General features: G+C 52.4%; 14 protein-coding genes. 7 read left to right on the forward strand and 7 right to left on the reverse strand.

Features of this window, described 5'->3' with window-relative positions; all coding sequences use genetic code 11:
- Positions 1–19: 19 nt before the first annotated feature.
- The 5 genes from budA to C3451_RS07360 all read left to right on the forward strand — a co-directional run bounded on the left by budA (position 20) and on the right by C3451_RS07360 (position 4,690).
- Positions 20–799, forward strand: coding sequence for an acetolactate decarboxylase (gene budA, locus C3451_RS07340; protein WP_088581799.1), 780 nt, complete (start codon positions 20–22; stop codon positions 797–799).
- A gap of 13 nt (positions 800–812) precedes the next feature.
- Positions 813–2,492 (forward strand): acetolactate synthase AlsS, encoded by a 1,680-nt coding sequence (gene alsS / locus C3451_RS07345; protein WP_045623289.1) that lies wholly within the window; start codon positions 813–815, stop codon positions 2,490–2,492.
- A gap of 20 nt (positions 2,493–2,512) precedes the next feature.
- The gene (locus C3451_RS07350; RefSeq protein WP_045623291.1) at positions 2,513–3,283 is read left to right on the forward strand and encodes a (S)-acetoin forming diacetyl reductase; all 771 of its coding nucleotides are present in this window, start codon (positions 2,513–2,515) and stop codon (positions 3,281–3,283) included.
- Positions 3,284–3,413: 130 nt separating this feature from the next.
- A complete protein-coding gene (locus C3451_RS07355) occupies positions 3,414–3,887 on the forward strand; it encodes a cold shock domain-containing protein (protein WP_045623293.1) in 474 nt (157 codons plus the stop codon).
- 107 nt (positions 3,888–3,994) lie between these two features.
- Positions 3,995–4,690, forward strand: a complete 696-nt coding sequence (locus C3451_RS07360; protein WP_045623319.1) for a GNAT family protein — start codon at positions 3,995–3,997, stop codon at positions 4,688–4,690.
- A gap of 47 nt (positions 4,691–4,737) precedes the next feature.
- Here the strand turns inward: C3451_RS07360 and C3451_RS07365 are convergent, their stop codons facing one another.
- The 7 genes from C3451_RS07365 to C3451_RS07395 form a co-directional block, all read right to left on the reverse strand.
- Positions 4,738–4,956, reverse strand: a complete 219-nt coding sequence (locus C3451_RS07365) for a YgdI/YgdR family lipoprotein (protein ID WP_045623294.1) — start codon at positions 4,954–4,956, stop codon at positions 4,738–4,740.
- 197 nt (positions 4,957–5,153) lie between these two features.
- Positions 5,154–6,113, reverse strand: a complete 960-nt coding sequence (locus C3451_RS07370; RefSeq protein WP_045623296.1) for a glycyl-radical enzyme activating protein — start codon at positions 6,111–6,113, stop codon at positions 5,154–5,156.
- On the reverse strand, positions 6,076–8,457 hold the full coding sequence (gene cutC, locus C3451_RS07375; protein WP_045623298.1) for a choline trimethylamine-lyase: 2,382 nt from the start codon (positions 8,455–8,457) through the stop codon (positions 6,076–6,078). Before cutC ends, C3451_RS07370 begins: the two co-directional genes overlap by 38 nt.
- Before the next feature lie 13 nt (positions 8,458–8,470).
- A complete protein-coding gene (locus C3451_RS07380) occupies positions 8,471–8,794 on the reverse strand; it encodes an SMR family transporter (RefSeq protein ID WP_045623300.1) in 324 nt (107 codons plus the stop codon).
- 14 nt (positions 8,795–8,808) lie between these two features.
- Complete coding sequence (locus C3451_RS07385) at positions 8,809–9,147, reverse strand: SMR family transporter (protein ID WP_045623303.1); 339 nt, start codon at positions 9,145–9,147, stop codon at positions 8,809–8,811.
- Positions 9,148–9,260: 113 nt separating this feature from the next.
- Entirely contained in the window at positions 9,261–10,064 is an 804-nt protein-coding gene (locus tag C3451_RS07390; protein ID WP_045623305.1) for a PhzF family phenazine biosynthesis protein, read from the reverse strand.
- Positions 10,054–10,722, reverse strand: a complete 669-nt coding sequence (locus C3451_RS07395) for a helix-turn-helix transcriptional regulator (RefSeq protein ID WP_045623307.1) — start codon at positions 10,720–10,722, stop codon at positions 10,054–10,056. Before C3451_RS07395 ends, C3451_RS07390 begins: the two co-directional genes overlap by 11 nt.
- A 222-nt stretch (positions 10,723–10,944) precedes the next feature.
- Here C3451_RS07395 and C3451_RS07400 point away from each other — a divergent pair, with 222 nt between their 5' ends.
- Both C3451_RS07400 and C3451_RS07405 read left to right on the forward strand, forming a co-directional pair.
- The gene (locus tag C3451_RS07400) at positions 10,945–11,301 is read left to right on the forward strand and encodes a hypothetical protein (protein ID WP_045623308.1); all 357 of its coding nucleotides are present in this window, start codon (positions 10,945–10,947) and stop codon (positions 11,299–11,301) included.
- Between the two features lie 711 nt (positions 11,302–12,012).
- Positions 12,013–12,390, forward strand: coding sequence for a hypothetical protein (locus C3451_RS07405; protein ID WP_124304276.1), 378 nt, complete (start codon positions 12,013–12,015; stop codon positions 12,388–12,390).
- The last annotated feature ends 12 nt before the right edge of the window (positions 12,391–12,402 follow it).

Consider the following 12,402-nt stretch of genomic DNA (forward strand, 5'->3'; position numbering starts at 1 on the left):
GTTGAAGAGGACGGGCATGATGATGCATTCATCTGCATGCGACTGTGAGGCGAGTTTATGCGAGACCCTGCGTGGGTTCTCGGCTCAGCATCCTGACAGCGTGATCTATCAGACATCGCTAATGAGCGCCCTGCTAAGCGGCGTCTACGAAGGGGAGACGACGATCGCCGACCTGCTGGCACACGGTGATTTTGGTCTCGGCACCTTTAACGAGCTGGACGGTGAAATGATTGCCTTCAGCAGCCAGGTGTACCAGCTGCGCGCCGACGGCAGCGCCCGCGCCGCTAAGCCGGAGCAAAAAACGCCGTTCGCGGTGATGACCTGGTTCCAGCCGCAGTACCGCAAAACCTTTAACGGTCCGGTCAGCCGTCAGCAGATCCACGACGTGATCGACCAGCAGATCCCCTCCGATAACCTGTTCTGCGCGCTGCGCATCGATGGCAACTTCCGCCATGCGCATACCCGCACCGTTCCGCGCCAGACGCCGCCGTACCGGGCAATGACCGACGTGCTGGACGACCAGCCGGTGTTCCGCTTTAACCAGCGCGAGGGCGTTCTGGTCGGGTTCCGCACCCCGCAGCATATGCAGGGCATCAACGTGGCGGGCTATCACGAGCACTTTATCACCGACGACCGTCAGGGCGGGGGACATCTGCTCGACTATCAGCTGGAGAGCGGCGTGCTCACCTTCGGCGAAATCCACAAGCTGATGATTGACCTGCCCGCCGACAGCGCGTTTTTACAGGCCAACCTGCACCCCAGCAACCTTGATGCGGCTATCCGCGCCGTCGAAAACTAACAGGAGAACTACCGTGAACAGTGAGAAACAGTCACGTCAGTGGGCGCACGGCGCCGATATGGTTGTCGGCCAGCTGGAAGCGCAGGGTGTGAAGCAGGTGTTCGGGATCCCGGGCGCAAAAATCGACAAGGTCTTTGACTCCCTGCTGGACTCCTCCATCGAGATTATCCCGGTGCGTCACGAGGCCAACGCGGCGTTTATGGCGGCAGCGGTAGGGCGGTTAACCGGCAAGGCCGGAGTCGCGCTGGTCACCTCCGGGCCGGGCTGCTCCAATCTGATCACCGGCATCGCCACCGCCAACAGCGAAGGCGACCCGGTCGTCGCGCTGGGCGGGGCGGTGAAGCGGGCGGATAAAGCCAAGCTGGTGCACCAGAGCATGGACACTGTCGCCATGTTCAGCCCGGTGACCAAATACGCCGTCGAAGTCAATTCGCCTGACGCGATTGCCGAGGTGGTGTCCAACGCGTTTCGCGCTGCCGAGCAGGGCAGGCCGGGCGGGGCGTTTGTCAGCCTGCCGCAGGATATTGTCGACCAGCCCACCACGGGAGCGATTTTACCCGCCAGCGGCCCGGCGCTGATGGGCCCGGCACCGGAGTCCGCCATTAACGACGTGGCGAAGCTTATTGAAAAGGCCAAAAACCCGGTCATCTTACTCGGCCTGATGGCCAGCCAGCCGGCCAACAGCGCCGCGCTGCGCACGCTGCTTGAGAAAAGCCGCATTCCGGTCACCAGCACTTATCAGGCCGCCGGGGCGGTGAATCAGGAACACTTCACCCGCTTCGCCGGGCGCGTCGGCCTGTTCAACAACCAGGCCGGAGATCGGTTGCTGCATCTGGCGGATCTGATTATCTGCATCGGCTACAGCCCGGTGGAATACGAGCCGTCCATGTGGAACAGCGGCGACGCGACGCTGGTGCACATTGACGTGCTGCCCGCCTATGAGGAGCGCAAGTATGTTCCCGATCTGGAACTGGTCGGGGATATTGCCGCCACGCTGAATCTGCTTGCCAGCCGAATCGAGCACAAACTTGAACTCAGCCAGCGCGCCTCGGAAATTCTTGTCGATCGCCAGCATCAGCGTGACCTCCTCGACCGTCGCGGCGCATCGCTAAACCAGTTTGCCCTGCATCCGCTGCGCATCGTGCGCGCCATGCAGGACATCGTGAATAACGACGTAACGCTCACCGTCGATATGGGCAGCTTCCACATCTGGATCGCCCGCTACCTCTACAGCTTCCGCGCGCGTCAGGTGATGATCTCCAACGGACAGCAGACCATGGGCGTGGCGCTGCCGTGGGCGATTGGCGCGTGGCTGGTCAACCCGGGGCGCAAGGTGGTGTCGGTCTCCGGGGACGGCGGATTTTTGCAGTCGAGCATGGAGCTGGAAACCGCCGTGCGCCTCAATGCCAACGTGCTGCACATCATCTGGGTGGATAACGCCTACAACATGGTGGCGATCCAGGAAGAGAAAAAATACCAGCGTCTCTCCGGCGTGGAGTTTGGCCCGGTCGATTTCAAAGCCTATGCCGACGCCTTCGGTGCGAAAGGCTTTGCCGTCGAGAGCGCCGACGCGCTCGAACCGACGCTGCGTGCCGCAATGGATGTCGATGGCCCGGCCGTGGTGGCCATTCCCGTCGACTACAGCGATAACCCGCTGCTGATGGGCCAGCTCCATCTCAGCCAGATTTTGTGAATCAATATAAGGACAGAGAAATGCAAAAAGTGGCTCTCGTAACCGGCTCCGGCCAGGGGATTGGCAAAGCGATCGCGCTTCGCCTGGTGAAGGACGGCTTTGCCGTCGCTATCGCGGATTACAACGAAGAGACGGCGAAAGCGGTCGCGGATGAGATCACCCGCAACGGCGGGAAAGCCGTCGCCGTGAAGGTGGACGTCTCTGACCGCGACCAGGTGTTTGCGGCGGTGGAAAAAGCCCGCACTGCGCTGGGCGGCTTCAACGTCATCGTCAATAACGCCGGGGTGGCGCCGTCTACCCCTATCGAATCCATCACGCCGGAAATTGTCGACAAGGTTTACAGCATCAACGTGAAAGGGGTGATCTGGGGCATTCAGGCCGCGATTGACGCGTTCCGCAAAGAGGGGCACGGCGGTAAAATCATCAACGCCTGCTCCCAGGCGGGCCATACCGGCAACCCGGAACTGGCGGTGTACAGCTCCAGCAAGTTCGCGGTGCGCGGTTTAACCCAGACCGCCGCGCGGGATCTCGCGCCGCTGGGGATCACCGTTAACGCCTATTGCCCGGGCATCGTCAAAACGCCGATGTGGGCGGAAATCGACCGTCAGGTCTCCGAGGCGGCGGGTAAACCGCTCGGCTACGGAACGGAAACCTTTGCCAAACGCATCACGCTTGGCCGTTTGTCCGAACCGGAAGATGTGGCCGCCTGCGTCTCTTACCTCGCCGGACCAGACTCCGACTACATGACCGGTCAGTCGCTGCTGATTGATGGTGGGATGGTGTTCAACTAAATTCTAATAAGCTCTGACATGAACTTTCCCCTGCTCCCGTGCAGGGGCTTTTTTTTGTCTCCTCAGCCATTGTGCATTACACTGCGCGCTGCAAAACTTTAGTCTTAAGATCTGACAGGCGGTAACAGCGATGAACGGTACAATCACAACGTGGTTTAAAGATAAAGGCTTCGGATTTATCAAAGATGAAAACGGCGACAACCGCTATTTTCACGTGATTAAGGTCGCCAACCCTGATCTGATTAAGAAAGATGCGGCGGTGAGCTTCGAACCCACCACAAACACCAAAGGCCTTTCCGCGTATGCGGTGAAGGTGATCCCGGAGAGCAAGCATCTTTATATCGCGGGCGAGCGCGTGAAGCTCACCTCGATCAAATCCTTCGTGGTGTTCAGCGAAGAAGAGCCCGTTGAGACCAAAATCGACAAAGAGAACGCGGTGCTGTCGGTGGGGCTACTGATGAACAGCATCAAGCCGAAAAGTGAGAAAAAGCCGGGCGAGATGCGCACGGTGAAGAAGCTGGCGATCACCACCTTCCAGAACACGACGATGATCTTCACCGAAGATGAAATCGACATCGACGCGACGGTTAAGCTGCTGAAGTAATTTTATGCCGGGTGGCGGCTACGCGTTACCCGGCCTGCACGTTCTTCCTTTTCGACCGCTTTTTAACCTGCTATAACAAACTCCTTACCTTGCAGGGAGTCACCGCCGTGCCCGAAATCAATCAACATGGTCAAACCGTTAACGATATCGTCCCCGACTGGAAATGTGCCCGAGCGCTAACTCGCACGCCGCTAACCGGCCAGTATTGTCGTCTGGAACCGTTGGACGCAGAACGCCACGCGGCGGATCTGTTTGAAGCTTACGCACTGGGCGATGACAGCGACTGGACGTGGCTTGCCAGCACCCAGCCTGTGAGCGTTGAGGCTACTGCGCACTGGGTGCTCGGAAAGGTGCTGGATGACGACCTGGTGCCCTTTGCCGTTATCGATCTGCGCACCGAAAAGGCGGTAGGGCTGGTGAGCTATATGGCGATTGAACGCTTTCTGGGATCGGTGGAAATTGGCCACGTCACCTGGTCGCGCAAGATGAAAGGCACCCGCATTGGCACCGAAGCGGTGTGGCTACTGCTGAAAAATGCCTTTGAGCATAAATATCGTCGGCTGGAGTGGAAATGCGATTCGATGAACACCGCCTCACGCAACGCGGCGGAGCGGCTGGGGTTTGTCTGGGAAGGGCGCCTGCGCCAGAAGCTGGTGCGCAAAGGACGCAACCGCGACAGCGATATGCTCTCTATTATTGACGGCGAGTGGCCGGAAAGGGACGCGGAGCTGCGCGCCTGGCTGGCGGCGGAGAATTTTGACGCGGAAGGGCGGCAGATTAAGCGGTTAGAGGAATTTCGCTAGATAGGCGTTGCGGGCAGAGTGCATTATAGCAACTCTGCCCACGAACGTTATTTCTCGATCATCTGGATAATTTGGTCGCGGTTGATAGCATGTTCATTGCCCGCAACGTCCTCATAGGTAATTAAACCGTTGTCATCATCGACTTCCGGCTTTCCGTGGGTAATAATCATTTCCCCATTTTTCTTTTGTAATACATAGTCGCTGGAGCACCCTGCAACCGTGAGGGTCATCAGTGCCAGACTCATTATTGCAACCAATTTTTTCATCTTAATGCCTATACCTTAAAAGACCACTTTGGGCCAAATGACGTTACTGAAAAGTCCTTCATTGAAAGGGAGATATCAATAACACTGCATATATTAAAAACATGAACAATAGCGTCATAATCACAACGCGACGTTCGAGTGGCGTAACGATTGAATTAGATTCTTCATCTGGTTTTGTTGACATAATTATCTCTCAATTAACCTGCGAGCGTACCCGACACTTTTAATGGCAGACGATAGTGATGTGCCATACATAAGAAGTTATCGACATTTGCTGAACCTCTGTTCCAGTCGTACTCCATGTTGAGTAATTTGTATTTTCCTGTACCAAAAAGGTGATAGGGGAGTAATTCCACACCCTGAAAATTCTTTTTTCCTTGTGTGAGTGCAGAAATGAGCGCCAGTAATTTATCAGCCTGATCCGGTGCATCGTTAAAATGCGGGATCACGGGGATACGGATAATAATCTGTTGCCCTCCCTGTAATAGCCGTGCAAGATTCCGCAGAATCGTTTTATTACTGACACCAGTAAAACGGGTATGCAGCGCATCTTCCGCGCTCTTTAAATCGTACAGAATCAGATCGCAGCCCGCCGTTGCCTGATGAATAGCGTGCCAGGAAGCGTAGCCAGCGGTTTCAATGGCGGTGTGAATATCCTCCGCTTTGAGCTGTTCAATTAAAACGCGAGCAAATTCAGGCTGCATTGCCACCTCGCCGCCACTGAGCGTCACACCGCCTCCGGACTGGCGAAACCAGATTTCATCAGCCATGACCCTTTCAAATGCGTTTTGTGCGCTAACATGTTCTCCGACAATATTGAGCGCGGCGGCAGGACAACGCTCTTCACATAATTGACAGCCAACGCATCTGCGGTCACGTTCAAGAACATGCACATTTTGATTCATGCTGTGGAGCCCCGTCGGGCACAGGTCGGCGCAGTTGCCACAATGCAGACAGCGGTCGGCATGGAAAAAAACATCCTGTTCGGCAGTTTGTCCTTCCGGATTTGCGCACCAGGCACAACGCATCTGGCAGCCTTTAAAAAAGATGATGCTGCGGATACCCGGCCCGTCATGTAACGAAAACCGCTGAATGTTTGAGATCCAGCCATACGCCTGTTCAGAAATGCCGCTGCGTCGTTCTGCTGATAATCTCATCCTGCACCTCTTTGCTTAATTCAACGAAGAAAGCACTGTAGCCCGCCACCCGGATCATCAGGTTGCGATATTCAGCGGGGTGTTTTTGTGCTTTTCTCAGCGTCTCATCGTCCACGTAGCTGAACTGGAGTTGAGCATTACCCAGAATGCTCGCTGTACGCAGCAGGTGGATCAGGCTGTTCTGACCTTCAGGTGTTTCAAGCATGCCGAACATGAGCTTGATGTTATGCACCATGCCAATATCCATCTCTTCGACGTTGATCCGACTAACGGAGTTGATTATTGCAGTAGGTCCGAGGTAATCCGTTTGCTGAGCCGGGCTGATGCCATCAGCCAGCGGCTTACCCGCCAGTCGGCCAGAAGGCAGCGCACCAGTGATAAGCCCAAACGGGGTGTTGTTTGAAATAGAGAGTGTGCCGAACGCAAACGGCGCATACAGCATCCGGTACTGGCGGTGCTCCTGCTCAAGAAAACGCACCAGCTCGCGGGCGATATCATCCACCTCACGAATATCATTGCCATATTTCGGTGCTCGCTGACAGGCAGTAAGTATTTCCTGATAACCGACAAAATTATGTTCGAGTGCCTCCACGAGCTGCCGCAGCGTGAAGCGCGCGGTGTCGAAAACCAGCGTCCTGATGGCCATCAGCGAATTTACACAATCAGCAAGCCCGGTCCAGATGAGACCTGGCCCCGCGTTGAGGCGCGCGCCTCCCTGCGTGACATCTTTTGCTGTGGCAATACATCCCTCAATCAGGCATGACATCAGGGGTTTTCGGGCATGTTCTGCATGTAGCTTTTGTACGATAAGCGTCGCTTCTGCGGCTTTTCTGACGATAGCAGAGAGCTGAGTCCGAACCGCGGATTCAACGTCTTCATAACGACTGAACTGAGATACATCACCAGTGGCGGGGCCGCACTGTTTCCCATTTTGGGTTCGACCATTATGCAAAGCCAGCTCGATAGCCGCAGTACAGGTGGTATAGCCTACCGACGTCCACTGGTACATTTTCCCTGATTTTTGGGGCTCGACGCAGCCCATCAGACAGTAGTCCCGGGCATCTTCATAGCTAAACCCTTTATGAAGCATCATCCGGATATGCGCATCGTCGAAATGACAGGCTGGAAAACCCATGCCACTGCGTACCACTTCGACCACTTTGCGCATAAACGGCTGAGGGGACTGATTATGTATACGTACTGCTAAACCCGGCTGGTAAATTTTTAAACGGGCTGAACAATCCATTATCATCAGCGTCAGCGGGTTGGTCGCATCGCCACCTTCACGTTTCTGGCCGCCAACCACGAGGTTGATAAACGGCTGGTAGCCAGCAAAATACATGGCTGTAGATTCGCTACAAATCCACAGGGTTTCGGCCATTTTTATGAGCCAGCAGCAGAGGAGTTCCTCAGCCTGTTGAAGATCGAGCGTGCCGTCGTTCAGATCGCGTTCCAGCAGTGGCCAAAGATATTGGTCGACGCGGCCGAGTGATATGCCGGTCTGATTTTCTTCCAGCATAAAGAGAGAATGCACGAACCATATCGCCTGCAACGCATCATGGAAATGCTGTGGTGGCTGTTCAGGCACACGGCTGCATATCCCGGACAGTTGCAGCAGCTCATCGCGACGCAGCGGATCGCCTTCTTTTTCCGCAAGCGCATTCAGATAGTGAGCATAACGTCGGGCATAAGTCACCACCCCGTCACAGGTATGCAGCATGGCGGTATAAAAATTGAAGGCATCACAGCCCTCGGGGGTAGCAGGATCAAGCGCGAGCAGCAGTGCTGCCGCTTCTTCACGGATCCCCTTTATTCCTTTGATTAGTAAAATATTGTCATAACCCGGACAGGAATCGCCGCCACCGTTTTGCGTTTTGATCGTGACATCGCAGATGCCATCATCATGACACCACTGCCATAGGCCGTGAGTCTTTAACTGCGTTTGCGCCATTTCATCGAGGGAACGGCCCTGCCAGTATGGGAATACTTCTTCGCGAAGCAGACGCTTTGTTTTCTCATCAATCTGATAAGGATCCTGCGCTCGCGTGGGAAGGGTTTCCAGCTCTTCGGCCAGCCAGCGCCAACTGATTTCAGGCGAAACTTCTCCCCCGCGTGCGCCGCCAGCCGGATGGCTGACGATCAGTTCATTTTGCGCCACATGCAGAGGCGCAGTCTCACAGGCACGCCGAAAGGCCAGGGCCCTGAGCAGACTGTTGTTCATTCCCGGATTGTCTTTATAGACCTGGGTTACGCTCACGGCCCGATGCGCCGAGACGAAAGGTTTTGCCTGAAGATAGGATTCACGAAGCTGCACCACGCGCAAGGAAAGTATCTCTGTTGTCATGCCGTTTCTCCTGTTAAAAGGCGATGATCGCCAGCCCGGTCACGATGCAGCCAATCCCGATCTTTTCCAGAATGCTGCTTTTTAATCGATAAAATAAGCTGCTCATCACGGTAATCAGTACAATCCCCAGCCCCGCCCAGATGGAGTAAGCAATGACTGGCAAAATATACCCCATAAGCATTGATAAAGAATAAAAAGAAATAACGTAGCAAATCAGGCAATGAATTGTTAATGGAATATTTTTAAAATGTCTGGTCTCAGGGAGTAATAGCGTGCCAGTGACTTCCATGGTGACAGAAATAATCAGCCAACAAAGGCAGTTCAGTATGATATACATGTTTTATTACGGTGTTATTTGTTTTGCTTGATCGCCAGGTTGAGTGTGATTGTTCCAGCGATAACAATCCCCAAACCCAGCCATGCCCTCTGCGATACAATATAGTCAAAAAAGCGGGATTGTATAACGGTAATGCTGAATAAGCCGACCGCTGACCAGATAGCGTAGGCCACGCCGAGATGAATTCGGCGTAATGCAATCGATAAAAAATAATAACTTATGCCATAGCTTATTATCGCTGACAGTCCCACAACGGGGCGCTGAAAACTGTTTGATAGCGATAACAAGGTTGTGGCGATAACTTCAATGGATACTGCAACCATGAGTGCAGCAAAGCTTTTCGTTAACGTCATTAATAAATCTCACACTATTTAATAAAATATAAAGCGTGTTTATTAGTATAATAATGCAGAGTCGTAACCCGACTGAACAATTCCGCTCACGTTTACGCAACACATCCTTGTGCTTACAGAATAAAGACGCCTTCAATCATCAGGCACGCTTTGCCCGAAAGTTCGATACGTCCGTTATCTTTAACAAAGCAAATCAGTTCGCCTTTACGGCTCCCGCCCTGTTGCGCGTGTAATCTCTTTTTCGACAGTTTTTCACTCCAAAGCGGTGCCAGAAAGGTATGAGCCGAACCTGTCACCGGATCTTCATTTACCCCCACCTGCGGGCCGAACCAGCGGGAGCGAAAATCAAAAGTGCTTGAGGACGCAGTCACCACCACGCCGCGTGTGTTAAACCTTGCCAGCGCGTTGAAATCAGGCTTCAGGGCATCCAGCTTGTCTTCATCGTCGATGACGACAATAAGGTCGGATGCCTGCCAGACTTCTACGTCGTTTTCCTCCAGACCCAGGGCCTTAAGCAATCCTTCCGGCGCGGCAATTCGGGATGGGAGCACCTGGGGGAAATCGAGCGTATATTGCTCACCATGCGAGGTCACGGTCAGTTCGCCGCTGCGGGTGAAAAAATGCACGCTTTCGCAGGCGTCGTCACGGCTTAAGAGAACGCTCGCGGCAGCAAGCGTCGCATGGCCGCAGAGATCCACTTCCACTGCAGGGGTGAACCAGCGAAGCGCGAAGCCGCCATCCTGTTGAACCACAAATGCGGTCTCGGAAAGGTTGTTTTCCGTCGCGATATGCTGGAGCACTTTTTGTTCCGGCCAGGCGTCCAGCAGGCAGACGGCGGCGGGATTACCCGTAAAGGGGCCGTCAGAAAAGGCGTCAACCTGGTAAAACGGAATGCGCCGGGGACTGTTATTTTTCACCCATCACCTCAAGATCGTTATATACCGTATAGCGGGTTACGCCCAGGGCCTGCGCCGCGTGCTGCACGCCGCCCCGCATTTTGAAAATGCCTTTAGCGTGCATTTCAGCGACTATTTTAAGCCGCTGCGCTTTCTGTACCTTTTTGCCCGGAACCGAATGTTTATCGATGATTTCCTGGATTGACTGCTCAATGATGCCACCCAGGTTCATATCCTGCGGGTCTGAATCGGCAAGCGGGTTGCCTGTTATTGCGTCGAGGCACTTGCGCATTTGCTCATAAGGAGAGGTATCGATATTGATGCAAAAAGCCATCAACGGTACCCCTTCCTCGCTGTAGTAAATTGTCGAGGCGCTGTTCAGGATCCGTCCGGACGCCGTAGTGGTTTTATAATTTTTAACCGTAACCGGGGTGCTGTCCTTATTGTTTTTAAGCAGCAGAGCGAATCCTTTGTCTTTTTCAGGACCAGATAAAAGATTGTCGCCCGCTTTTCTGCCGCTGACGTGCCCATTAATGATTTTTACCACGGACTGCTCTGGCGTGGTGAGGTTATGCAGGACTATCTCCTGGTTCGCTGACAACGTACCTGCGAGTGCTTCCATTGCCGCTTCCAGCGGCCCGGAAATCAGTTCAATCTGTTTGGCGTAATCTGATTTCATCGTTTTTCCTTTATGTTCGGCATGGTCAAAGGTCCTGTATAAAACCTCGCTTACATTCTTTAGCTGGCCTTTTCTGCCCTGGCGAGAGTCCTGGTAGCGTTAAAGTATATTGATAATGTTTAATTATCAACAAAAAGTTGATAAAAGGGGCGGGGGCGCGTAGATTTTATGTCATGCAATGTGATTAAAAATAACGTAACAGTATAATATTTAAGGAATAAAATGAAATTTTTGACTGTGATTGTGGCTATAACACTCCTGACGGCATGCCAGCTGGTACGCCCTTTTGGCGATGCTACCACCTATAAACCATTTACCGTTTCAGCGCATCCCGGACTGGAGGGACGGTATCACTGTATGCGAAGCACGCTTGACGCTGAAGGCTACGAAGTGGAATACATCTTCCCGGAACGCGATACGCCTAACTTTTTTGATATCTCCAGAGAGCACAGGCTGATTGCCCAGGTCGATATGTATCATACCACCGGGGCAAACTTTCTGGATATTACGCTTATCTCCGGTTCGAAACAGACCAATGAAGATCTTGCCCGTGTCATAGCCCATTGTGTCAGCAGATGATCAACCAGAACGAAAAACATGCGAGGCGCAGGACAGGGGCGCCTTGATCCTGCTTGCAATCATACCCCCCTAATTTCAACAAAAAGTTGATTATCTAGCTTTGTGTTGATAGTGTAGTCCTACTGGCTGTCGTCAAGGGGGTTATATGAACGTTGATCGTAAAAAAAACACTGAATGGGGCAAGTGGACGGAGCGAGGCCTGGTCTTCACCGTCATTATGTTTTGCATCATTAACTATGCTTATCAACTCTACCGCATATTTTCTGCTTGAAGCCGTCTGTTTTCGTTGTGAAAGCTACGAAAAATACAAAGCCCTTACCCAGACAAAAATATATTAAAGATCCTGAGTGCTGAGGCTCATTTGCGTTTCTGGCATAAAACTCTAAAAAGAATAAATTTTTAGACAAAAAAAACTCACAAACTGAATGGTTATTACAATTCAACATTATCATTTATAAACTGTGGAATTATAGATGGGAGTGGTTTTTTAATTTGCATTGGTGGTCGTAAATAGTCTTTTTAACTACTTTTTTGCATTTTGTGTGGTTAAAGAGGTTGGCTTTTTCACTGATTGACACATTTATCGTTACTAAACACAATATAACCTCACATTGCCAATGGTATTAGTCCTAAAGTCATTATCAGGGAGGTGTAGGTATAGAAAAGAATAAGGAACTTGTCGCCTGTCAGGCTGCGTATAGCGGGTATATTGTGGAATTTAATAATGGATCCCGTCTCTGGATAAATCGGGAAACATTGCTGGTCGGATGGTTCGACAATCCGCAGGTGCCTCAAAAGGGAAGGATGCGCTTTCAGAAGACAAAGATGAATCTCTTTGCTTATCTTCTTGAACATGCTGTTCGAAAAGAGGTCAGCCGTGATGAATTATTACATCAGGTATGGGAAAAATATGGCCTTAAGTCATCCAGCAGACAACTTTGGCATGCAATTGGCCAGCTTAAACTGAGTCTGTTTACGCTGGGTATTCCTTACGAATTTATTCAGTCGAATAAAGGTAAGACCTATTCTCTGGAAAAAGTAAAGGTTTTCTTTATTACGCAATCCGATATTAATGATAATGCATATTAAATATTTTTAAGT

This window comes from Enterobacter sp. 301B, from assembly GCF_003850715.1.
Classification (GTDB): Bacteria; Pseudomonadota; Gammaproteobacteria; order Enterobacterales; family Enterobacteriaceae; genus Enterobacter; species Enterobacter intestinihominis.

Bases quoted from the DNA above. Each gene is read 5' to 3' on its own strand.
- budA (WP_088581799.1), top strand. From the start codon at position 20: ATGATGCATTCATCTGCATGCGACTGTGAGGCGAGTTTATGCGAGACC.
- C3451_RS07350 (WP_045623291.1), top strand. From the start codon at position 2,513: ATGCAAAAAGTGGCTCTCGTAACCGGCTCCGGCCAGGGGATTGGCAAA.
- C3451_RS07355 (WP_045623293.1), top strand. From the start codon at position 3,414: ATGAACGGTACAATCACAACGTGGTTTAAAGATAAAGGCTTCGGATTT.
- C3451_RS07365 (WP_045623294.1), bottom strand. From the start codon at position 4,956: ATGAAAAAATTGGTTGCAATAATGAGTCTGGCACTGATGACCCTCACG.
- C3451_RS07370 (WP_045623296.1), bottom strand. From the start codon at position 6,113: ATGAGATTATCAGCAGAACGACGCAGCGGCATTTCTGAACAGGCGTAT.
- cutC (WP_045623298.1), bottom strand. From the start codon at position 8,457: ATGACAACAGAGATACTTTCCTTGCGCGTGGTGCAGCTTCGTGAATCC.
- C3451_RS07380 (WP_045623300.1), bottom strand. From the start codon at position 8,794: ATGTATATCATACTGAACTGCCTTTGTTGGCTGATTATTTCTGTCACC.
- C3451_RS07385 (WP_045623303.1), bottom strand. From the start codon at position 9,147: ATGACGTTAACGAAAAGCTTTGCTGCACTCATGGTTGCAGTATCCATT.
- C3451_RS07395 (WP_045623307.1), bottom strand. From the start codon at position 10,722: ATGAAATCAGATTACGCCAAACAGATTGAACTGATTTCCGGGCCGCTG.
- C3451_RS07400 (WP_045623308.1), top strand. From the start codon at position 10,945: ATGAAATTTTTGACTGTGATTGTGGCTATAACACTCCTGACGGCATGC.